19 protein-coding genes and 1 other annotated feature are annotated in these 22248 nt (G+C 40.5%); of the genes, 18 read left to right on the forward strand and 1 reads right to left on the reverse strand.

Annotation, left to right across the window (positions count from 1 at the left end):
• Nucleotides 1-15: 15 nt before the first annotated feature.
• Nucleotides 16-522: a DivIVA domain-containing protein gene (locus DDE80_RS00405; RefSeq protein WP_108305714.1), complete on the forward strand. Its 507-nt coding sequence runs from the start codon at nucleotides 16-18 to the stop codon at nucleotides 520-522.
• 42 nt (nucleotides 523-564) lie between these two features.
• Nucleotides 565-780, forward strand: a binding site (T-box leader).
• A 38-nt stretch (nucleotides 781-818) separates the two neighbouring features.
• Nucleotides 819-3584 (forward strand): isoleucine--tRNA ligase, encoded by a 2766-nt coding sequence (ileS, locus tag DDE80_RS00410; protein ID WP_108305715.1) that lies wholly within the window; start codon nucleotides 819-821, stop codon nucleotides 3582-3584.
• A gap of 38 nt (nucleotides 3585-3622) precedes the next feature.
• Here the strand turns inward: ileS and DDE80_RS00415 are convergent, their stop codons facing one another.
• Nucleotides 3623-4786, reverse strand: coding sequence for a helix-turn-helix transcriptional regulator (locus DDE80_RS00415; RefSeq protein WP_108305716.1), 1164 nt, complete (start codon nucleotides 4784-4786; stop codon nucleotides 3623-3625).
• A 150-nt stretch (nucleotides 4787-4936) separates the two neighbouring features.
• On the opposite strand from DDE80_RS00415, the gene DDE80_RS00420 reads away from it, so the two are divergent.
• The 16 genes from DDE80_RS00420 (at nucleotide 4937) to DDE80_RS00495 (ending at nucleotide 22248) form a co-directional block, all read left to right on the forward strand.
• Nucleotides 4937-5263 (forward strand): DUF485 domain-containing protein, encoded by a 327-nt coding sequence (locus tag DDE80_RS00420; RefSeq protein WP_108305717.1) that lies wholly within the window; start codon nucleotides 4937-4939, stop codon nucleotides 5261-5263.
• 22 nt (nucleotides 5264-5285) lie between these two features.
• Complete coding sequence (locus tag DDE80_RS00425; RefSeq protein WP_108305718.1) at nucleotides 5286-6851, forward strand: sodium/solute symporter; 1566 nt, start codon at nucleotides 5286-5288, stop codon at nucleotides 6849-6851.
• 108 nt (nucleotides 6852-6959) lie between these two features.
• Entirely contained in the window at nucleotides 6960-7439 is a 480-nt protein-coding gene (gene lspA / locus DDE80_RS00430) for a signal peptidase II (protein WP_108305719.1), read from the forward strand.
• Nucleotides 7436-8341: an RluA family pseudouridine synthase gene (locus DDE80_RS00435; protein WP_108305720.1), complete on the forward strand. Its 906-nt coding sequence runs from the start codon at nucleotides 7436-7438 to the stop codon at nucleotides 8339-8341. The genes lspA and DDE80_RS00435 overlap by 4 nt, the downstream gene beginning before the upstream one ends.
• A 212-nt stretch (nucleotides 8342-8553) precedes the next feature.
• Complete coding sequence (gene pyrR, locus DDE80_RS00440; RefSeq protein ID WP_108305881.1) at nucleotides 8554-9099, forward strand: bifunctional pyr operon transcriptional regulator/uracil phosphoribosyltransferase PyrR; 546 nt, start codon at nucleotides 8554-8556, stop codon at nucleotides 9097-9099.
• A gap of 4 nt (nucleotides 9100-9103) precedes the next feature.
• Nucleotides 9104-10384 (forward strand): solute carrier family 23 protein, encoded by a 1281-nt coding sequence (locus DDE80_RS00445; RefSeq protein WP_108305721.1) that lies wholly within the window; start codon nucleotides 9104-9106, stop codon nucleotides 10382-10384.
• A gap of 149 nt (nucleotides 10385-10533) precedes the next feature.
• Nucleotides 10534-11412, forward strand: coding sequence for an aspartate carbamoyltransferase catalytic subunit (locus tag DDE80_RS00450; protein ID WP_108305722.1), 879 nt, complete (start codon nucleotides 10534-10536; stop codon nucleotides 11410-11412).
• 1 nt (nucleotide 11413) lies between these two features.
• Complete coding sequence (locus DDE80_RS00455; protein ID WP_108305723.1) at nucleotides 11414-12691, forward strand: dihydroorotase; 1278 nt, start codon at nucleotides 11414-11416, stop codon at nucleotides 12689-12691.
• Complete coding sequence (gene carA / locus DDE80_RS00460; protein WP_108305724.1) at nucleotides 12688-13788, forward strand: glutamine-hydrolyzing carbamoyl-phosphate synthase small subunit; 1101 nt, start codon at nucleotides 12688-12690, stop codon at nucleotides 13786-13788. Before DDE80_RS00455 ends, carA begins: the two co-directional genes overlap by 4 nt.
• Nucleotides 13781-16975 (forward strand): carbamoyl-phosphate synthase large subunit, encoded by a 3195-nt coding sequence (gene carB / locus DDE80_RS00465; RefSeq protein ID WP_108305725.1) that lies wholly within the window; start codon nucleotides 13781-13783, stop codon nucleotides 16973-16975. Before carA ends, carB begins: the two co-directional genes overlap by 8 nt.
• Before the next feature lies 1 nt (nucleotide 16976).
• Nucleotides 16977-17747: a dihydroorotate dehydrogenase electron transfer subunit gene (locus DDE80_RS00470; protein ID WP_108305726.1), complete on the forward strand. Its 771-nt coding sequence runs from the start codon at nucleotides 16977-16979 to the stop codon at nucleotides 17745-17747.
• Entirely contained in the window at nucleotides 17744-18655 is a 912-nt protein-coding gene (locus DDE80_RS00475) for a dihydroorotate dehydrogenase (protein WP_108305727.1), read from the forward strand. Before DDE80_RS00470 ends, DDE80_RS00475 begins: the two co-directional genes overlap by 4 nt.
• Nucleotides 18655-19362 carry an orotidine-5'-phosphate decarboxylase gene (pyrF, locus tag DDE80_RS00480; RefSeq protein ID WP_108305728.1) on the forward strand — a complete coding sequence of 236 codons (708 nt, stop codon included), beginning with the start codon at nucleotides 18655-18657 and terminating at the stop codon, nucleotides 19360-19362. Before DDE80_RS00475 ends, pyrF begins: the two co-directional genes overlap by 1 nt.
• A gap of 2 nt (nucleotides 19363-19364) precedes the next feature.
• On the forward strand, nucleotides 19365-19994 hold the full coding sequence (gene pyrE, locus DDE80_RS00485; RefSeq protein WP_108305729.1) for an orotate phosphoribosyltransferase: 630 nt from the start codon (nucleotides 19365-19367) through the stop codon (nucleotides 19992-19994).
• Nucleotides 19995-20299: 305 nt separating this feature from the next.
• On the forward strand, nucleotides 20300-21307 hold the full coding sequence (locus tag DDE80_RS00490; protein WP_108305730.1) for an ABC transporter ATP-binding protein: 1008 nt from the start codon (nucleotides 20300-20302) through the stop codon (nucleotides 21305-21307).
• Nucleotides 21304-22248, forward strand: a complete 945-nt coding sequence (locus tag DDE80_RS00495) for an ATP-binding cassette domain-containing protein (protein ID WP_108305731.1) — start codon at nucleotides 21304-21306, stop codon at nucleotides 22246-22248. Before DDE80_RS00490 ends, DDE80_RS00495 begins: the two co-directional genes overlap by 4 nt.

Genomic DNA, 22248 nt, shown 5'->3' on the forward strand with positions numbered 1-22248 from the left:
GGAGAGAAGGATACTATGCCGTTATCACCTATTGATATAAACAATAAGGAGTTCACGCGAGCATTTCGTGGTTACGCTGAGGATGAGGTTAATGAGTTTTTAGACCAAATCATTCAAGATTACGAAATTTTAATTCGTGAAAAAAAAGAGTTAGAGCAACAAGTCGCTATGATGCAAGAGCAAGTGAATCATTTTAATACGATGGAGTCTACGCTGCAAAAATCGATTATTGTGGCGCAAGAAGCGGCAGATGAAGTGCGTCGTAATTCACAAAAAGAGGCTAAGCTTATTGTAAAAGAAGCTGAGAAAAATGCTGACCGTATTATTAATGAAGCACTTGTTAAATCGCGTAAAGCTACAATTGAGGTAGAAGAGTTAACAAAACAATCTAAGGTTTTCCGTAATCGTTTTAAAATGCTAGTAGAAGCACAGTTGGATTTGCTTAATACAGACGACTGGGAACACTTATTAGATACAGCAGAAAATGAGTTGCTACCGACGATTAATGAGGAAGAGGCTTGACGTTTTAGCATTCATTTTCTATACTAACAACAATTAGATAATTTTAAATCTTTGAAGGAAACAGTAAAGTAAGGTGTTTATTATCAAGCGAGCTAGGGATGGTGTAAGCCTAGTTAATGCCCATACTTGAAAATCATTCCGGAGTTAAATGACTGAAAGACAGTAAGTTATTTCGTTACGCAGCGTTAATGCGTCTAAGACATAGTGCATGCACTATAAATTAGGGTGGTACCACGAAATGAAAGCTTCGTCCCTTGCTGGGATGGGGCTTTTTTATATTTAAGGAGGAAAAAACAATGGTTGAATACAAAAAAACCTTACTAATGCCAAAAACAGATTTCCCAATGCGCGGAAATCTACCGAACAATGAACCTAAGATGCAAGAAAAATGGGATGCAATGGATATTGATAAATTACAGCTTGAACGCACAAAGGATCGTCCACATTTCGTACTGCATGATGGTCCTCCTTTTGCCAATGGCGAAATCCATTTAGGCCATGCCTTAAACAAAATTTTAAAAGATATGATTAACCGCCATCGTTCAATGACAGGTTACCATGTACCGTATGTGCCAGGTTGGGATACACATGGTTTACCAATTGAGCAGGCATTAACAAATAAAGGTGTTAAGCGTAAAGAGATGTCGGTTGCTGAGTTCCGTGAGCTATGTGAAAAATACGCGATGGAACAAATCGAATTACAAAAAGGGCAATTCCGTCGCTTAGGTGTACGTGGTGATTGGGATAACCCATACATTACGCTGCAACCAGAAGTTGAAGCGCGTCAAATCGAAGTATTCGGTAAAATGGCAGAGAAAGGCTATATTTATAAAGGGCTTAAGCCAGTTTACTGGTCACCATCTTCGGAGTCAGCATTAGCTGAAGCTGAGATTGAGTATCAAGATAAGCAGTCACCTTCAATTTACGTAAGTTTTGCTATAAAAGACGCGAAGGATGTTGTACCAGCAGATGCTAAATTTATTATTTGGACAACAACACCTTGGACTTTACCAGCAAACCTTGGTATTTCTGTACACCCAGAATTTATTTATGCGGTTGTACAAGTAGCGGATAATAAATTTATTGTTGCTAAAGATTTGCTAGACACAGTAGCTAAAGAGCTCGAGTGGGAAAATTATGAAATCGTACAAGAAGTAAAAGGACAGGCGCTAGATCGCGTAGTAGCACAACATCCATTTTATGATCGTGATTCACTTGTGATGGTTGGTGAGCACGTCACAATTGATGCAGGTACAGGTTGTGTTCATACTGCACCAGGACATGGTGAGGATGACTACCAAATCGGTAAACAATACGACTTACCAATTTTAAGCCCTGTTGATAATCGTGGTGTGTTTACAGAAGAAGCACCAGGCTTTGAAGGGATTTTCTATGACAATGCTAATAAGCTGGTAACAGAAAAATTAGAAGAACTTGGTGCATTACAAAAATTAACATTCTTTACGCACTCATACCCACATGACTGGCGCACAAAGAAGCCGGTTATTTACCGTGCAACGCCACAATGGTTTGCATCAATTGATGCCTTCCGTGACGAATTATTAACAGCAGTAGACAATACGACGTTTACACCAGCATGGGGTAAAACACGCCTTTATAATATGATTCGTGACCGCGGTGACTGGGTAATCTCTCGCCAACGTGCGTGGGGTGTACCAATTCCTATTTTCTATGCAGAAAACGAAGAACCAATCATTACGCCAGAAACAATTGCACACGTATCACAATTATTCCGTGAGCATGGCTCAAATATTTGGTTTAAACGCGAGGCAAAAGATTTATTACCTGAAGGCTTTACACATGAAGGTAGCCCAAATGGTAAATTCACGAAAGAAAATGACATTATGGACGTTTGGTTTGACTCAGGGTCAACGCACCAAGGTGTATTAGTAGAACGCGGTATGAAGTACCCTGCTGATCTTTACTTAGAAGGCTCTGACCAGTACCGTGGCTGGTTTAACTCATCACTTATTACAAGTGTAGCGATTAATGGTGTGGCACCATACAAAGGTTTATTATCACACGGCTTTACGCTAGATGATAAAGGACGTAAAATGAGTAAATCATTAGGTAATACGATTGCACCAGTGAAAGTAATGAACCAAATGGGTGCTGATATTTTACGTTTATGGGCAGCATCAGTAGATTACACAGCAGATGTGCGTGTATCAGATGCTTTATTTAAACAAGTATCAGAAGTGTACCGTAAAATCCGTAATACATTCCGTTTCCTACATGGTAATGTGACAGACTTTAACGAAGCGACAGACCGCGTAGCTTTCGAAGACTTACGTGAGATGGATAAATATATGTATATGCGCTTGCAAGATGTAGTAAAAGCAGTGCACGTAGCGTATGAGCGCTATGACTTTGCAGCAGTGTATCATACAGTAAATAACTTTGTAGCAGTGGAACTTAGCTCATTCTATTTAGATATTGCTAAAGATGTTGTTTATATCGAAGGGGTAGATCACCCAGCACGCCGCGCAATGCAAACGGTCATGTATGATACGTTAATGGCGCTAGTAAAAGTATTAACACCAATTATTCCACATACAACAGACGAGCTATGGGCAGTAATGGATATGGAAGAAGTTTCAGTACAATTAACAGACTTCCCAGCACCAGTAGAGCATGAAGTATTTACAGAGCTACGTGCGAAATGGGAAAATGTTATCGCCCTACGTGATGAAGTGTTAAAAGCGTTAGAAGAAGCGCGTAATGCGAAAACAATCGGTAAATCATTAGAAGCGAAAGTTACTGTATATGCAGATAGCGACGAAGCGGCTATTTTAACTAGCGAAGGCATGAATTTTGCAGAGCTATGCATCGTTTCGGATTTTGTAACATTAGACAAAGCGCAAGCACCTGCTGAAGCACTTGCTACAGGTAAGTTAGCGATTGTTGTTACAAAGGCTGAAGGTGAAAAATGTGAGCGTTGCTGGTCAATTTCTGAAACAGTTAGCGACAGCGAAGCACATCCAACACTTTGTAAACGTTGTGCGGACGTAGTAGAAAACTATTATGCAGATGTAGAATAACAGAAAGAGGAAGTTGAGAATAGCTCAACTTCCTCTTTTTAAATAAATAAAAATTCTTTTGTATTACGGTAAACTTTAGGTGAGAAGCCAACATACTTTTTAAAGCTCATACTAAAGTAATTAGGTGTGTTAAAACCTACTTTAGTTGAGATGATATCAAAATTGTATTGGTGTTTGCGCAAATAAGGCAATGCTTTATTAATGCGCGTAATCGCTACGTAATCGACAAAGCTACGTCCTGTTTCACGCTTAAAAATGCGGCTAAAGTGAGAGGGACTAAAATTTACATGTGCCGCCACGAGCTGAACAGTGAGTGGTTCCGTATGATGTTCTTCGATATAGCTAATGGCTCGTTTAATAGCCTCATGTGTCGTTAAATCTTCATAGTAACGCAAATGTAAATTATTGAGTGCTGGTCGACGCCGTGCGAGCTTTGCTTGGCGATAGGAATGATGTAAATAATATGCATCTTGATACACTTTACCGACGCCTATAAAAATATACGTATTATAGTTATCGCGCAGTGTGGTGATTACTTTTTCTAAAGTAGATACGCCAATGTCCCACCGTTTAAAAGAAGTAATCGTAGGTGGTACGCGCATTAATACTACTAAGTAACGCTTAGCGTGTAAAAAGGTAAGGTGGCTATAAGGGCGAAAAGCTTGTTCGAGTTGCGTTAAAATGAGACGTTTAGCATCGTTAGGTAGCGGCTCATCACGGTCAGTTCTGTGAAAGCCTTGTAAAACGAGCACTATATTTGGCCATTCTTTCGGCTCAATAAATTGATGTGCACGTTCGATTTCTTCATTAGTTTGTATTTCATTTTTTACTAAGCGTCGCAAAAAAGCTTTTTGAAATGGTGTTGTGACAAGCTGTGTGTCTTTTTTGGCATACAGCTTTTTTGTGATGCGTAGCAACTTTTGTTGTGTGATTGGTTTGATTAGTAAAGCTGCCAGTTGTAATTCAATAGCGATAGGTGATGAGTAAGCGAGCTCTTGGGGAACGATAGGGATGACGATATGCTGTTTGCGCAATCGGTTAATTTTTACCCAATCAAATAAAGTTGTGAGCTCATAAACGTATAAATCACAAGAGGAAGCTTGACCATTATCGATGGTGAGTGTAGGAAATGCTTCGTGAATCCATGCCATTAATTGTTGCTGTTCTTGTGCATTAGACATTTTCCAACAAATGCGTAACATGAAAAACCACCCTTTCTTTACGTTTATAACTAATATATTAACTTATTCGAGCAGAAAAATATACATTTGTAGCAGTATATTGTATTTTTGTTTTCTCGTTATCGCGTAAAATAAGCAGTGTAAAGAAATTGTAACGAGGAGGAATGACCGATGGCAGATAATAAAAATGACTACGATTACGTAGCACACGGCACAGTGGATTTTAAAGACTTGCCGCCACTCGATAGCGAAACGAATGAGATTATGCACGATGAACTTCGCACGGGCGTATCACTCACGGTATTTTATTTCATTATGATTTTTAGTATTCCTGTTTTAAATTGGTATTTTCCAGCGATTGCATTTAAGCCCATTTGGGGTGGCATGACAGTAACTTGGTTTATTACTTCGATTGTGATGATGGCCATGGCTTTCATTATTGCGTACATTCACACAAAACTGTATGAAAAGCGTTTAGCAAAATACGATCACGATTAAGGGGAGCAAAGGGGTGCATTGAATGGGTATGTTACTAGAACCAAAAATGATATTAACGGTATTTTTAATGGGTACGATTGTTTATATTACGTATTTATCAAAGAAAAATGCTACAGCATCTGATTTCTTCGTTGGGGGACGAAGTTTTGGATGGTTTACAAATGGCTCGGCCATTGGTGGCGACTACTTAAGTGCAGCAACTTTTTTAGGGATTGCAGGCTTAACCTTCCAACTAGGTTATGATGGCGCATATTATGCTTTCTGTTTCTCGATTGGTTTAACGTTACTTGCTATTTTTGTGGCAGGACCATTACGTCGTTTTGGTGCATTTACGGTAGCAGATTTCTTAGGATACCGTTTTCATAGCCGTCGCGCTCGACTCGCAGCGGTTGTCGTTGTATTATCAATTTCAGGTTTCTATGCAGCACCACAGCTATTAGGTGCCGCACAAATTTTAAGTATGTTTTTTGGTACATCCTATGAATTTGGTATTATTTTCACATGTATCGTAATGATTTTCTATGTAGGCATTGGGGGTATGAAAGGAACGACAATCAACCAAGCGTTGGAGCTATGGATTCGTTTAGGAGCTTTCGTTTTGATGTTGATTGCAGCGATGTATAGCGGCTTGCATTATGATAAGATTTTATATGCGATTAATTCATTTTCAGGACCGATTACAGGTACGTCTCCATATGCATTAGATGGCAGTAATATTCAATTTGATGGCGAGGCATGGACAGGTACGGGGTTCTATTTCCCAACATTTTGGCAAACGATTAGTATGACGATTGGTTTAGCGTTAGGTACAATCGGCTTACCGCATATTTTACTGCGCTTCTATACGAATCCGAGTGCAAAAGCAGCGCGTAAGTCAGCGCTTATGGCGATTGGTATCGCAAGTGTATTCTTCTTATTAGCGGTATACTTAGGCGTAGTAGGTCGTGCAATTTTCTTAGCTGGCACAGCCTCAGAAGAAGTAATGCGAGACTTAGTAATCGGCGGTAATAATATGGTCATTCCATCGACTGCGCAAGCACTGGGCGGCGAATGGTTGCTTGGCCTAGTCATTGCAGGTGCCTTTGCAGCAGTATTCTCGAACTTATCTGGTTTATTTATTACGAGCTCGGGGGCATTAGCGCATGATTTGTATGCGGAGTTTATTAAAAAGGATATTACACAACGCGAGCGTGTTATTGCGGGTAAAGTAGCAATTTTAATTTTAGGTGTACTCTATGGCGGTCTTGGCTTATTAGTTAAAGATGCATCCATTGGTCATTTAGTGGCGTTAGCATTTACAGTAGCAGCAAGTACGTTTACACCGATTTTTATTTTAGGAATTTGGTGGCGTCGTATGACTGAAAAAGGCGCGATTGCTGGTTTAGTTATTGGCTTAGGCGTTTCTATGCTATTAATTTTCTTCCCAAGTGTTATGCCAGAGTTTTTACAATTTAAAATCCCAGGCATTATTACAGTGCCTGTAGGCTTCCTATCTGTCATTATTGTGTCACTACTTGATAGACAAGTGCCTGCAGACGTTAATGATTTTATGAAAAAAGTACACGCAAAAGGCTCAGAAACGGTATAATAGCTGTACTACAAAAACATTTCTACTACGTAGAGATGTTTTTTGTATTTTTGAAAGAAAACAGCTACACTATTACGAGAGTTAGCGAGCGTATTGGAGGGCGTAGAAGTGTATAAATATTATGGTATTGCGCTATTTGTCATTGTTATTGATCAATGGTCAAAATGGCTCATCGTTAAAAATATGGTAGTAGGCGAACGCATTATGTTATGGGATCCTTGGTTTGCTATTTTATCCCACCGTAACCGTGGTGCAGCTTGGGGAATGTTAGAGGGCCAAATGTGGTTATTTACGATTATTACAATTGCTGTTATTATCGCTATTATTTATTTCTTTCATAAAGAAGCAAATAATAAGCCTGTTTTGCAAGTAGGCTTAATGTTGCTATTAGGTGGGGCGCTTGGTAATTTTATTGATCGTTTATGGCGTGGTGAAGTCGTGGACTTTGCCAGCGTTTTAATTCCTGGTATTAATTACTATTTCCCTATTTTTAATGTAGCAGACGCGGCGTTAACATTTGCTGTAATTATTTTATTTATCGGTATGTTTATCGAAGAACGAAAAACAAGAAAACAGGTGAAAGCATGACAGTACAACAAATTGAAGTAACAGAACAAATGGCAAGCTTGCGTTTAGATAAGGCGTTAGCAATGACAGACAATGGTTGGTCACGTACACAGATTAGTACATGGTTAACAGAGGGGCGAATTACGCGTGAAGGTGATGTGCCAAAAGCAAATTACAAAGTAAAAGCAGGCGAAGTTTACACTGTCGACGTACCAGAGGAAGAAGTGTTTGAAATTATTCCGCAAGACTTGGCACTGACAATTATTTATGAAGATGACGATGTTGCTGTCGTTTATAAGCCGCGTGGCATGGTCGTTCACCCAGCGCCTGGGCATATGAAAGATACATTAGTAAACGGCTTAGCTTATCAACTTAATACCTTGTCTGATATGAACGGGGAATTGCGTCCAGGGATTGTGCATCGTATCGATAAAGATACATCTGGTCTTTTAATGGTCGCTAAAACAAATGAGGCGCATGAAGGTCTTGTACAACAACTTGTAGATAAAACAGTGACACGTAAATATTTAGCGCTTGTACATGGTCATATTGCGCATGATAAAGGAACGATTGATGCACCGATTGGTCGTGATACACGCGATCGTCAAAAGCAAGCGGTTCAAGACAACGGTAAGCATGCGGTCACGCACTTTACAGTCGTAGAACGCCTTGGTGATTTTACATTAGTAGAGTGTCGTTTAGAAACAGGCCGTACGCATCAAATTCGTGTGCATATGGATTATATCGGCTACCCTCTAGCAGGTGACCCGAAATATGGTCCGAAAAAGACGATTGATTTTGGCGGACAGGTGTTACATGCAGGGGTTATTGGGTTTGTACATCCTATTACTAAGAAATATTTACAATTTGAGCAACCTTTGCCGTCTGACTTTACCGACTTGCTCGCACAATTGCGTAAATAGCATTGACGGTTATTGTAGAACGCGTTATACTTAGCGACAGTAAATTAAATATTCACCTTTAATGGCAGTCCAGAGAGGCTGATAAGGTACTCAATATGACCGTACTCTAGGAGTATGTGCGTCTTTTTGTGTGCAAAACTACACCTCTTAAGCTTACTGCTTAAGAGGTTTTTTCGTTGGTGAAACTACTAAAAGGAGAGGGGAGCAATCCTTTGACGAAAACAGAGTTACTCGATGCACAGTCCATGTCACGTGCGATTACACGTATTGCCCACGAAATCATTGAACGTAATAAAGGAATTGACCAATGTATTTTAGTAGGCATTAAAACAAGAGGCGCTTTTTTAGCTAAACGTTTAGCAGAACGCATTGAAAAAATTGAAGGTAAGCCGATTCGTACAGGAGAGCTTGACATTACACTATATCGCGATGATTTAACGCATAAAAATGATAATGCAGAAGCTTATGTACAACAAGTCGATATTGATTACGTCGTTGCGAACCAAAAAATTATTTTAGTAGATGATGTACTTTATACCGGGCGCACTGTCCGTGCAGCATTAGATGCTGTAATGGATCTTGGGAGACCGGCGCAAATTCAATTAGCGGTACTTGTAGACCGTGGTCACCGTGAATTGCCGATTCGTGCAGATTATGTAGGGAAAAATATTCCTACCTCTAGCACAGAGAAAATCGTAGTACATTTAGCAGAAGTAGATAATTTAGATAGTGTAACCATTCAGAAGCAGGGAGAGTAAAGCGATGGCAACAAAGGCAATATTAGATGTTCAAGATGTACCAAAGCCGCTGTCGCTCATTACATTAAGCGCACAGCACATGTTTGCGATGTTTGGTTCTACAATTTTAGTACCAACGCTCGTTGGGTTAGAACCCGCTATTGCTTTATTAACGAGCGGTATAGCAACGATTTTCTTCTTATTAATTACACGCTTTGAGGTGCCGGCTTACTTAGGTTCATCTTTCGCCTTTATTGCACCAATTATTTTAGCGAGTAAAATTGATGGCCCAGGAAGCGCAATGATTGGTGCCATGGCAGTAGGTGTCGTCTATGGTATTGTTTCATTGGTTATTTGGCGCACGGGTTACAAATGGCTGATGAAATTATTACCACCCATCGTTGTAGGACCAGTTATTATGGTTATCGGTCTAGGGCTAGCTGGAACAGCAGTTGACATGGCGATGAACGTAAACGGTGAATATAATATGTTGCACTTCTCTGCAGCGCTAGTCACATTATTTACCGCAATTATCTTTACAGTCTTTTTTAGAGGCATTTTAAGTACGATGCCCATTTTAATGGGGCTCGTTGTAGGTTACCTTTACTCACTCGCTATCGGTATCGTAGATTACAGCAAAGTAAGCGAAGCAAAAATGTTGGAGATGCCGAAGTTTTTAATTCCGGGTGTGGATTATAGTTTTACCGTAACAACAGAGATTTTGCTTATTATGGTGCCTGTTGTACTCGTAACAATTTCTGAGCATATTGGTCATCAATTGGTGCTTGGTCGTGTTGTAAATCGCAACTACTTGGAAAGCCCAGGCTTACACCGCTCATTGCTTGGTGACGGGATTGGTACATTTATTAGTGCTTTAATTGGTGGTCCACCGAAGACAACGTACGGCGAAAACATCGGCGTACTCGCAATTACGCGTGTGTATAGTGTGTTTGTTATACTAGGTGCAGCGATAATTGCAATACTCTTATCGTTTTCCGGTAAAACAATGGCGGTAATTGCCACAATTCCGACATCGGTTTTAGGTGGCGTATCGATACTATTATTTGGTATCATTGCATCAAGTGGGTTACGTATGTTAGTTGAAAATCAAATTGATTTTGGTGAAAGTCGCAACTTAGTTATTGCCTCAGTCGTACTAATTATCGGTATTGGCGGCGCAAAGCTCGACCTTTCATTACTCACACTTGAAGGCATGGCACTTGCGGCAATCGTAGGTGTTATACTTAACCTAGTGTTACCAAAATCAGCATATACGAAAGACACTGAAAAATTATTAGATGAATAGCAGTACCTTTTAATAGATTGTCCAGAGAGGCAAAAAAGGGGAACTTGATGAGTGAGCAAGCGTTTAGCGCTACAGCTCTATCTCGTCATGCCTCCCTACGCCTCGCTTAACTTAAGCGAGGCTATTTTTATAGACGGGAGCTAACGAACGTGAAAAACTTATTATCGATGGAATATTTATCAAATGAAGAGATCTTACACATTTTAGCACGAGCGAGCGCATTTGAAGCGGGCGAACCGAGTCAGCTTGCACGTAAATACAACGTAGCGAATTTATTCTTTGAGCCAAGTACACGTACGAAAACAAGTTTTGAAATGGCAGAGCGCAATGTAGGATGTACAGTGATTCCTTTTGATGCGGGCTTCTCAAGTGCGTTAAAAGGCGAAACAATGTATGACACAGTAAAGACGTTAGAAATGATTGGTCTTGATGCGGTAGTCATTCGAGCTAAAGAAGATGAATACTACAATGAGCTATTAGAAGGTATTAATGTAGCTGTCATCAACGCAGGTGATGGTGCAGGGCAACACCCTTCACAATCGCTACTTGATTTATATACGATTCAAAAAGAATTTGGTAAATTTGAAGGTCTTAATATTACGATCGCTGGCGACATCTCGCACAGCCGCGTAGCTAAGTCAGATGCCATTGCACTAGAACATTTAGGTGCAAATGTGCGTTTCCTTTGCCCTCCAGAATGGGCAGGCGATTTTGAAGCCCATCATGATTGGGATGACTTAATTGAAGATAGTGATGTTATTATGTTGCTCCGTGTTCAACACGAGCGTCATAAAGTAAATAAAGATTTCTCTAAAGAGAGTTACCATGCACAATACGGTTTAACACTTGAACGTGAGAAACAAATGAAAGACGGTGCCATCATCATGCACCCAGCCCCGATTAATCGAGGCGTAGAAATTGATACGACGTTAGTGGAATGCGAGCGCTCGCGAATTTTTGAGCAAGTGCGTAACGGCGTATTCGTCCGTATGGCGATTGTTGAAACACTTTTGAAAGGGAGAGAATAAAATGAAAACAGTTATTCAAAATGTCAAAATGTTAAACGAGCAAGGTGAATTGATCGACACAAGCGTGGCGATTGAAGCAGGTAAGATTGCTAAAATCGGAGACGTACAAACAGAAGGTGCAACAGTGATTGATGGTAAGGGTAACTTACTAGCACCAGGCTTTGTAGATGTACATGTTCACTTACGCGAGCCAGGCGGCGAAAAGAAAGAAACGATTGCAACAGGTACGGCATCAGCAGCAAAGGGTGGTTATACAACAGTTTGCTCAATGCCAAATACACGTCCAGTACCAGACACAGTAGAAAACCTTGAACTTGTGAATACATTAATTAAAGATAACGCTAAAATTCGCGTATTACCTTATGCTTCACTGACAGTTCGTCAAGCAGGTAAAGAGCGTACAGATTTAGCAGCTTTAAAACAACACGGCGCATTTGCTTTCACAGATGATGGTGTAGGTGTGCAAACAGCTGCAACGATGTTTGAGTGTATGCAGGATGCTGCTAAACTTGATATGGCAGTAGTTGCACACTGTGAAGATAATTCATTAATTTACGGTGGCGTAATGCATGAAGGTAAGCGCAATAAGGAACTTGGGTTAAAAGGTATTCCTTCTGTATGTGAATCAGTGCATATCGCACGTGATATTTTACTTGCAGAAGCAGCGGGCGCACACTACCATGTTTGCCACGTATCTACAAAAGAGTCCGTACGCGTTATCCGCGATGCTAAAAAAGCTGGCGTAAACGTAACAGCTGAAGTAACACCACACCACTTATTACTATGTGAGGACGATATTCCTTCAGATGATGCAAACTGGAAAATGAACCCACCATTACGTGGTAAAGAAGATTTACAAGCGCTACGCGAAGGTTTACTAGATGGCACAATCGATTGCATTGCAACCGACCATGCGCCTCATACCGAAGAAGAAAAATCAAACGGTATGACAGATGCACCATTCGGCATCCACGGTTTTGAAATTGCGTTCCCACTACTGTACACGCGCTTTGTAAAAACGGGCGAGTGGACAGTAAAGCAATTAATTGACTGGATGACAGTTAAACCAGCAGCAGTCTTTAACCTACCTTATGGTACAGTAGCAGAAGGCGCTGTGGCGGATCTTGTACTAATTGACCTTGCTAAAGAGCAAGCCATTGATCGCACAACATTTGTTTCAAAAGGTAAAAATACACCATTTAATGAAAAAGTCGTACAAGGCTGGCCTGTTATGACTATTTTCGAAGGTGAAATCGTATATCAGGAGGACGCACAATGAAAACACGTATGCTTATTTTAGAAGACGGTACAGTATTTAAAGGTTTTGCTTTCGGTAGCGAAGCAGCTTCTCAAGGAGAAGTCGTATTTACTACAGGGATGACAGGCTATCAAGAAGAAATTACAGATCCTTCATTTTACGGTCAAATCGTAACACTAACATACCCGTTAATCGGTAACTACGGTATTAACCGTGATGACTTTGAAGGTATTACGCCTCAAATTCGTGGCTTAGTCGTACGTGAACTAGCAAAGCATCCATCTAACTTCCGTTGTGATGAGACGTTAGATAATTACTTAGCTTCAAAAAATGTGCCTGGTATTGAAGGGATTGATACCCGTAAATTAACGCGCATCATTCGTAAAGCGGGTACAGTGCGCGCTATCCTTACAGCAGCTAACGAAGAAGTAAACGTAGAAGAGATTGTAGCACAGCTAAAAGCGACGCCACTAATTACAGATCACGTTAAACAAGTATCGCCAACAGCGGCTTATCCGAGTCCAGGTCGTGGTATGCGTGTCGTGGTAATTAATTATGGTATGAAGCACGGTCTACTACGCGAATTAAATAAGCGTGATTGCGACGTGTTAGTCGTACCTTATAACACACCAGCTAAGGAAATCTTAGCGTGGCATCCAGATGGTATTTTATTATCAAATGGCCCAGGTAACCCAGCAGATATTCCAGAAGCTGTAGAAATCGTAAAAGAACTTATCGGTAAAGTACCGATGTTCGGTATTTGCTTAGGGCACCAAATTTTATCAATGGCTAGCGGTGCGAAGTCATTTAAATTAGCGTTTGGCCATCGTGGTAGTAACCATCCTGTTAAATCTTTAGCAACAGGTCGTACAGAGTTAACATCACAAAACCATAGCTATGCAATTGATGAAGCCTCATTAAAAAACACAGATTTAGAAATTACACATATTGCGTTAAATGACGGTACAGTACAAGGTGTACGTCATACGAAATATCCAATTTTCGCGGTGCAATTCCACCCAGAAGGTTCACCAGGTCCAGAAGATTCAAACCACTTATTCGATGACTTTATTGAAATGATGGAAAATGAAGCAGAAAAGGGGAAACAAAATGCCTAAACGTACAGATATTGAAACTATTTTAGTAATCGGCTCAGGCCCAATCGTAATTGGACAAGCTGCAGAATTTGACTATGCAGGTACACAAGCTTGTCTTTCATTAAAAGAGGAAGGCTACCGTGTTATTTTAATTAACTCTAACCCAGCGACAATTATGACAGATACAGAGATTGCCGACAAAGTATATATCGAGCCAATCACGTTAGAGTTCGTATCGCGTATCATTCGTAAAGAGCGCCCAGATGCCCTGCTACCAACATTAGGTGGGCAAACAGGGTTAAACATGGCAATTGAGCTTGAAGAGTCAGGCATTTTAAAGGAATTAGGCGTAGAAATTTTAGGTACAAAATTAGATGCGATTCATAAGGCAGAAGACCGTGATTTATTCCGTAACTTAATGTATGAACTAGGTGCACCTGTACCTGAATCTGACATTATCCATAACTTAGATGAAGCAAAAGCATTTGTTGAACGTATTGGTTACCCTGTTATCGTGCGTCCTGCTTTCACGCTAGGTGGCACAGGCGGTGGTATTTGTTATAATGACCAAGATTTAGAAGAAATCGTAACGTCAGGCTTAAAATACTCACCAGTAACACAATGTTTACTAGAAAAATCAATCGCAGGCTATAAAGAGATTGAGTACGAAGTAATGCGTGACGCAGCAGACAACGCCATCGTAGTATGTAACATGGAAAACGTTGACCCTGTAGGAATTCATACAGGTGACTCAATCGTAGTAGCACCTGTACAAACATTATCTGACCGCGAAAACCAAATGCTACGTAATATCTCATTAGACATTATCCGAGCATTGAAAATCGAAGGTGGCTGTAACGTACAGCTTGCACTAGATCCATATAGCTTCCAGTATTATGTAATTGAAGTTAACCCACGTGTGTCGCGTTCATCGGCATTAGCTTCAAAAGCAACAGGTTACCCGATTGCAAAGCTTGCAGCTAAAATTGCTGTAGGTTTAACATTAGACGAAATTAAAAACCCTGTTACAGAGTCAACATACGCTTGCTTCGAGCCAGCACTTGACTATGTTGTAGCAAAAATTCCACGCTGGCCATTTGATAAATTTGAATCAGCAAAACGTAACCTTGGTACACAAATGAAAGCAACAGGTGAAGTAATGGCACTTGGTCGCACATTTGAAGAAGCAATGTTAAAAGCTGTGCGCTCACTTGAGATGGGACTAGACCACTTAGAGCTTAAAAATGGTGCAGAACATGACGATGCATGGATTGAAAAACGTATCCGTAAAGCGGGAGATGAGCGTTTATTCTTCTTAGGTGAAGCATTACGTCGTGGTGTAACAATTGAACAAATTCATGAGTGGTCAGCGATTGACTTATTCTTCCTAGAGAAGTTTGATAAAATCGTTAAAATGGAAAAAACATTAGCGGACAATAAACAAGATAAAGATACACTTTATGTAGCAAAACGTTTAGGCTTTGCTGACCGCAAAATTGCAGAACTATGGGAAACAACAGAAGCAGAAGTGTATGCTTTCCGTAAAGAGCATGGCATTATTCCTGTGTATAAAATGGTTGATACATGTGCAGGCGAGTTTGAATCAAACACGCCATACTTCTACGGCACATATGAAGAAGAAAATGAGTCTGTAAAAACAGATAAAGAATCTGTAATTGTACTTGGTTCAGGTCCAATCCGTATCGGTCAAGGGGTTGAGTTTGACTACGCAACGGTTCACTCGGTATGGGCAATTAAAGAAGCGGGCTATGAAGCTATTATTATTAACTCAAATCCTGAAACCGTATCAACAGACTTCTCAATTTCAGATAAATTATACTTTGAGCCATTAACGATTGAAGATGTTATGCATATTATTGATCTTGAACAACCTAAAGGTGTTGTCGTGCAGTTTGGTGGACAAACAGCGATTAACTTAGCAGATAAACTAGAAGCAAACGGTGTAAAAATCTTAGGTACAACACTTGAAGATATCGACCGTGCAGAAAACCGTGATAAATTCGAACGTGCGCTTCATGAAATCGGCATTCCACAACCACTTGGCAAAACAGCAATTTCTAAAGAAGAAGCTGTAGTCATTGGTAAGGAAATCGGCTTCCCTGTATTAGTGCGCCCTTCATACGTACTCGGTGGACGTGCGATGGAAATCGTTTATAACGTAGAAGAGTTAGAACACTATATGGAACACGCGGTTGAAGCATCACCAGACCACCCAGTATTAATTGACCGTTATTTAACAGGTAACGAAATTGAAGTTGATGCAATTTGTGACGGTGAAAATGTATTAATCCCAGGTATTATGGAACATATTGAACGCGCGGGTGTTCACTCGGGTGACTCAATCTCTGTATACCCACCACAAAAATTAACACCAAAACAAATCGAAACATTAACAGACTATACGACGCGCTTAGCTCGCGGCTTAAAAATTGTAGGTTTAATGAATATCCAGTACGTTATCTCAGATGGTGAAGTGTACGTTATTGAAGTTAACCCACGTTCAAGTCGTACAGTGCCATTCTTAAGTAAAATTACAAATATCCCGATGGCAAACATTGCAACAAAAGCCATTTTAGGCGAGTCAATTGTAGAACAAGGCTACCCAACAGGTTTAGCACCAGAACAACAAGGTGTGTTCGTTAAAGTACCGGTATTCAGCTTTGCAAAATTACGCCGCGTTGATATTACGCTTGGACCTGAAATGAAATCAACAGGTGAAGTAATGGGTAAAGATGCGACGCTTGAAAAAGCACTTTACAAAGGTTTAGTTGCAGCAGGTATGGAAATTCAAACGCACGGTTCGGTATTATTTACGGTATCGGATAAAGATAAAGAAGAGGCAATTGCCCTAGCTAAACGCTTCTCAACAGTAGGTTACCGTATTTTAGCAACAGAAGGTACAGCGAAAACGTTTGAACAAGCAGGTATTCGTACAGATATTGTTGAAAAAATCGGAGCAAAAGGTACAACTTTATTAGATGTCATTCAAAATGGTGAAGCACAACTCGTTGTTAACACATTAACAAAAGGTAAACAACCAGCGCGCGATGGCTTCCGTATTCGTCGCGAATCTGTAGAAAATGGCGTACCTTGTTTAACATCACTAGATACAGCAGAGGCGATGCTACGTGTAATCGAGTCAATGACATTTACAGCAGAGCAAATGCCAAAGGCGGAGGTAAAATAATATGCAGCAAGAGCGAATGAAGGTCGTTCGCCAAGCTCAAATTGCTAAAAACATTTATGAAATTACGTTACGCGGACAAATTGTTCAGGACATGTCTCCTGGGCAATTTGTTCATATTCGCGTGACGGATGCACTTGAGCCTTTATTACGACGACCAATTAGTATTGCCAATGTGAATAAAGAATTAAGCGAGTTTACGATGATTTATCGTGCAGAAGGCCGCGGCACCCAAGTATTAGCGACTAAACGCGAAGAAGACCAAGTGGACGTATTAGGCCCGATTGGTAACGGCTTCCCATTAGATGCGGTTAAAGCGGGAGACACGGCACTTCTTGTAGGTGGCGGTATAGGTGTGCCACCGCTCTATGAACTATCTAAACAACTTAATGCTAAAGGTGTGAAAACCATCCATGTGATGGGCTTCCAAACGGCAGAAGTATGTTTTTATGAAAATGAATTTTTAGCTTTAGGCGAAACACAATATGTGACCGTAGACGGCACGCACCGTCACACAGGGTTCGTAACAGACGTATTAAACAAATTTCAGCCTGAATTTGATGTCTTTTATTCATGTGGTCCAATGCCAATGTTACGCGCATTAGAAGCCTACTACCCAGACAAACCAGGTTACTTATCATTTGAGGAGCGCATGGGCTGTGGCATTGGCGCTTGTTTCGCATGTGTATGTGATACAACCGATCAAGATGAACGCGACTACGTTAAAGTATGTTCAGATGGTCCAGTATTCCCGAAAGGTACGGTGGCATTATGAATCGCTTAGCTATGCAATTACCAGGTTTAGATTTACGCAATCCTATCATGCCCGCTTCAGGTTGTTTTGGTTTTGGTCAAGAGTACGCAAAACTATATGACCTTGAAAAGCTTGGGGCTATTATGATTAAAGCAACAACAGAAGAGCCACGCCGTGGTAACCCAACGCCGCGTGTTGCTGAAACCGCAGCAGGTATGCTAAATGCTATTGGCTTACAAAACCCAGGGCTTGAGCATGTTATGAATAATGAATTGAAGTGGTTAGCACAATATGATGTACCTATTATTGCTAACGTGGCGGGTTCAGAGACAGCTGATTATGTTGAAGTAGCTAAACGTATTTCAACTGCACCGAATGTTAAAGCACTAGAGCTAAATATTTCCTGCCCAAATGTTAAGTGTGGTGGTATCCAGTTTGGTACAGACCCACAAACGGCTCAAGAACTAACAGCAGCGGTTAAGGCTGTATCACAAGTACCTGTTTATGTGAAGCTATCACCTAACGTAACGAGCGTAGTGGAACTTGCTAAGGCTGTAGAAGCAGGCGGAGCAGACGGTATTACGATGATTAATACATTAGTTGGTATGCGCTTAGATGAGCGCACAGGTAAGCCCGTTATTGCTAATAAAACAGGTGGTCTATCAGGCCCAGCCGTAAAACCTGTTGCTATTCGTATGGTGTATGAAGTATACAATGCTGTTAACATTCCAATCATTGGTATGGGTGGTATTACAGACGCACAAGATGTGATTGACTTTATGTCAGCAGGTGCTTCCGCTGTTGCAGTAGGTACAGCGAACTTTGTTGATCATTTTGTATGTCCAAATTTAGTTGAAGCACTACCAGCTAAACTAGATGCACTTGGCGTAACGCATATTTCAGAAATTATCGGAAGGAGCCACCGCTAATGAACACCAATCCTATTATTGCGCTAGATTTTTCGACTGAGCAAGAAGTCGTAGCATTTTTGCAACAATTTGATGAGCGTCTATTTGTAAAGGTCGGCATGGAGCTGTATTTACAAGAAGGTCCAAGCATTATTACAACTATTAAAAATATGGGCCATGATATTTTCTTAGATTTAAAACTTCATGATATTCCTAACACAGTTAAGTCAGCAATGCGCGGCTTAGCTAAGCTAGGCGTGGATTTGGTTAACGTACATGCGGCAGGTGGTCGTCCAATGATGGAAGCAGCACTTGAAGGATTAAAAGAAGGTACGCCAAAAGGACAAGAGCGCGCTAAGTTAATTGCTGTAACACAGCTAACTTCTACAACAGAAGAGCAAATGCAACGTGAGCAGAAAATTATGCTTTCACTTAATGATGCAGTGAAGCATTACGCTCAATTAACAAAAGAAGCAGGGCTTGATGGCGTAGTATGCTCTGTCCACGAAGCAGCCATGATTGGCGAAGTTTGCGGCGCTGATTTCTTACGAGTAACACCAGGCATTCGTTTAGCAGGCGGCGAAACGCATGACCAAAAGCGTATTGCAACACCAGATGGTGCAAAACGTGACGGCGCAACACAAATTGTAGTAGGACGTGCTATCACACAAGCAGCAGAACCACAACTTGCATACACAACGGTACGTACATTATGGGAGGGCAACTAATTATGACATTACAAAACGAAATTGCACACGCTATGCTTAGCGTCGGAGCAGTAGAACTTAATCCAACTGATTTATTTACATGGGCTTCTGGTATCAAATCACCAATTTACTGTGATACACGCCTAACAATCTCTGATCCAAAAGCACGTAAGCAAATCGCTAACGGTTTAGCTACATTGATTAAAGAAAACTTCCCAGAAACAGAAGTTGTAGCGGGTACAGCGACGGCAGGCATTCCGCATGCTGCTTGGGTAAGTGATATTTTAGATTTACCAATGGTTTATGTACGTTCAAAAGCAAAAGAGCATGGGCGCGGCAATCAAATTGAAGGTAAATATGCACCCGGTCAAAAGGTTGTAGTAGTTGAAGATATCGTATCAACAGGTGGTTCTTCGATTACTGCTGTCGAAGCACTGCGTAAGGCAGGCTGTGAAGTTGTAGGTGTAGTTTGTGTGTATACTTACAATCTACCACGTGCTGAAAAAGCATTTGATGAGATTGGTGTAACATACGCAAGCTTAACGAATTTTGATTATTTAATTGAAGCGGCAACGGAGGCAGGTTCAATTAAAGAAGAAAACGCACCTTTCTTAAAAGAATGGCATGCAAAATTAAAAGCAGGCGAATTATAAAAAAAGAATGCGCTATTTTTTCGGAAACGAGAAAATAGCGCTTTTTTTGTTGAGAAATTGACGTTTACACTTATACAAATATAATTACAGCCCAAAAATTATGCAACGTATGTATAAAATCTTTAAAGCGTAGTCAAAGTGTACTAGTAAAATCTTAAGTTAACTATAGATAAATGGTTATAAAACATGCTTTTTATGTGAGATAACATAAAATTCTAAATAAAGAGGTTTACATTATTCAAAATTTACGTGATAATCAGAATTATTAATATAATATTTTTGCAATGTAAAAGGAGGTTGCTACAGTGAGCAAAACAGATATTTTGCTAGAGATTAATCATTTATCGACTAGCTTTCGCATCAAAGACGATTACTTTGCAGCCGTTGATGATGTCACATTAACACTTCGTAAAAATGAAGTTTTAGCAATTGTAGGGGAGTCAGGTTGTGGTAAAAGTACGTTAGCCACATCAATTGTAGGCCTGCATAATACAGAAAATACAAAGGTAGATGGGGAAATTAACTATAATAATCAAAATCTTGTACAAATGACAGACGAACAATTCAACAATGTTAGAGGCGCAGAAATCGGTTTTATTTTCCAAGATCCATTATCTGCACTTAATCCACTTATGCGAATCGAACAGCAAATTGAGGAATCGTTGATCTATCATACTAAACTAAATAAAGAGGAGCGCAATAAACGTGTAATTGAACTTTTACAACAGGTAGGCATTCCTAATCCCGAGCGTACTGCAAAACAGTTTCCACATCAGCTATCAGGTGGTATGCGTCAGCGCGTTATGATAGCGATTGCATTGTCTTGCAAACCCGCTGTTATTATTGCAGATGAACCGACAACAGCACTCGATGTGACGATTCAAGCGCAAATTTTAGATTTATTGAAAGCGTTACAGTCAGAAACAGGAGCTGGCATTATTTTAATTACTCATGACCTTGGGGTCGTAGCAGAAGTAGCGGACCGTGTTGCTGTGATGTACGCGGGACAAGTCATTGAAGAAGCTCCGGTAAATGAATTGTTTACAAACCCAAAGCATCCGTATACGCGCTCACTATTAAATTCGATTCCGCAAATGAACACAGAAGGGCAAAAGTTAAATGTCATTCATGGCATCGTACCTTCTTTAAAAAACTTGCCACGTACAGGTTGCCGCTTTGCGTCACGTATTCCGTGGATGCCACAAGATATTCATGAAGCATCACCTAGCATGCATGAAGTAGCACCAGACCACTTTGTACGCTGTACATGTTGGCAGCGTTTTCATTTTGAAGAGGAGAGCGATGTAGTATGAGTTTTATGGAAATTACAAACTTATGTGTGCATTACCCAATACGTGGAGGGTTTTTTAATACGGTCGTTGATAATGTTTATGCTGTAGACGGAGTGAGTATGTCCTTTGAAAAAGGAAAAACATATGGGCTTGTCGGTGAATCAGGTTGCGGAAAATCCACAACAGGTAAAGCGATTATCGGCTTGGAAAAAGTAACAGCTGGTAGCATTACGTATGAGGGCAAAGATGTAACAAATGAACGAAGAAAAAGAGGCTCGTCTTATAATCGCGATGTGCAAATGATTTTCCAAGACTCTCACTCAAGTATGAATCCGAGAAAGCGTGTTATCGATATTATTGCAGAACCTATTCGCAATTTTACAACGATGACACCTGATGAGGAAAATCGCCGGGTGAATGAGCTATTAGCAATTGTCGGTATGCCAGAGGATGCGAAATATAAATACCCCCACCAGTTTTCTGGGGGACAGCGACAACGCCTAGGCATTGCTCGTGCAGTAGCGTGTAAACCGAAGTTAATTATCGCGGATGAGCCAGTATCAGCGCTCGATTTATCGGTTCAAGCCCAAGTTTTAAATTTCATGCAAGATATTCAAGATGAATACGGATTAAGTTACTTATTTATCTCGCATGATTTAGGTGTAGTTAAGCATATGTGTGATGATATTGCGATTATGTACCGTGGTCGATTTGTAGAGCGTGGAACGAGCAAAGATATTTATACAAATCCGCAACATATTTATACGCACCGACTATTATCAGCTATTCCGAATATCGAACCTGCAACACGTAAGGAACGCAGGGAAGAGCGATTACGTGTAGAGCAATTATATCGAGAGCAACAACATAAATTTTATGATAAAGACGGCAAAGTGTATCCCATTCGCCCATTGACTGAAACGCACTATGTCGCAATGCTACCAACTGGGGAGGGCGAGTAA

The organism is Metalysinibacillus jejuensis (assembly GCF_003057615.1).
GTDB classification, from domain to species: domain Bacteria; phylum Bacillota; class Bacilli; order Bacillales_A; family Planococcaceae; genus Metalysinibacillus; species Metalysinibacillus jejuensis.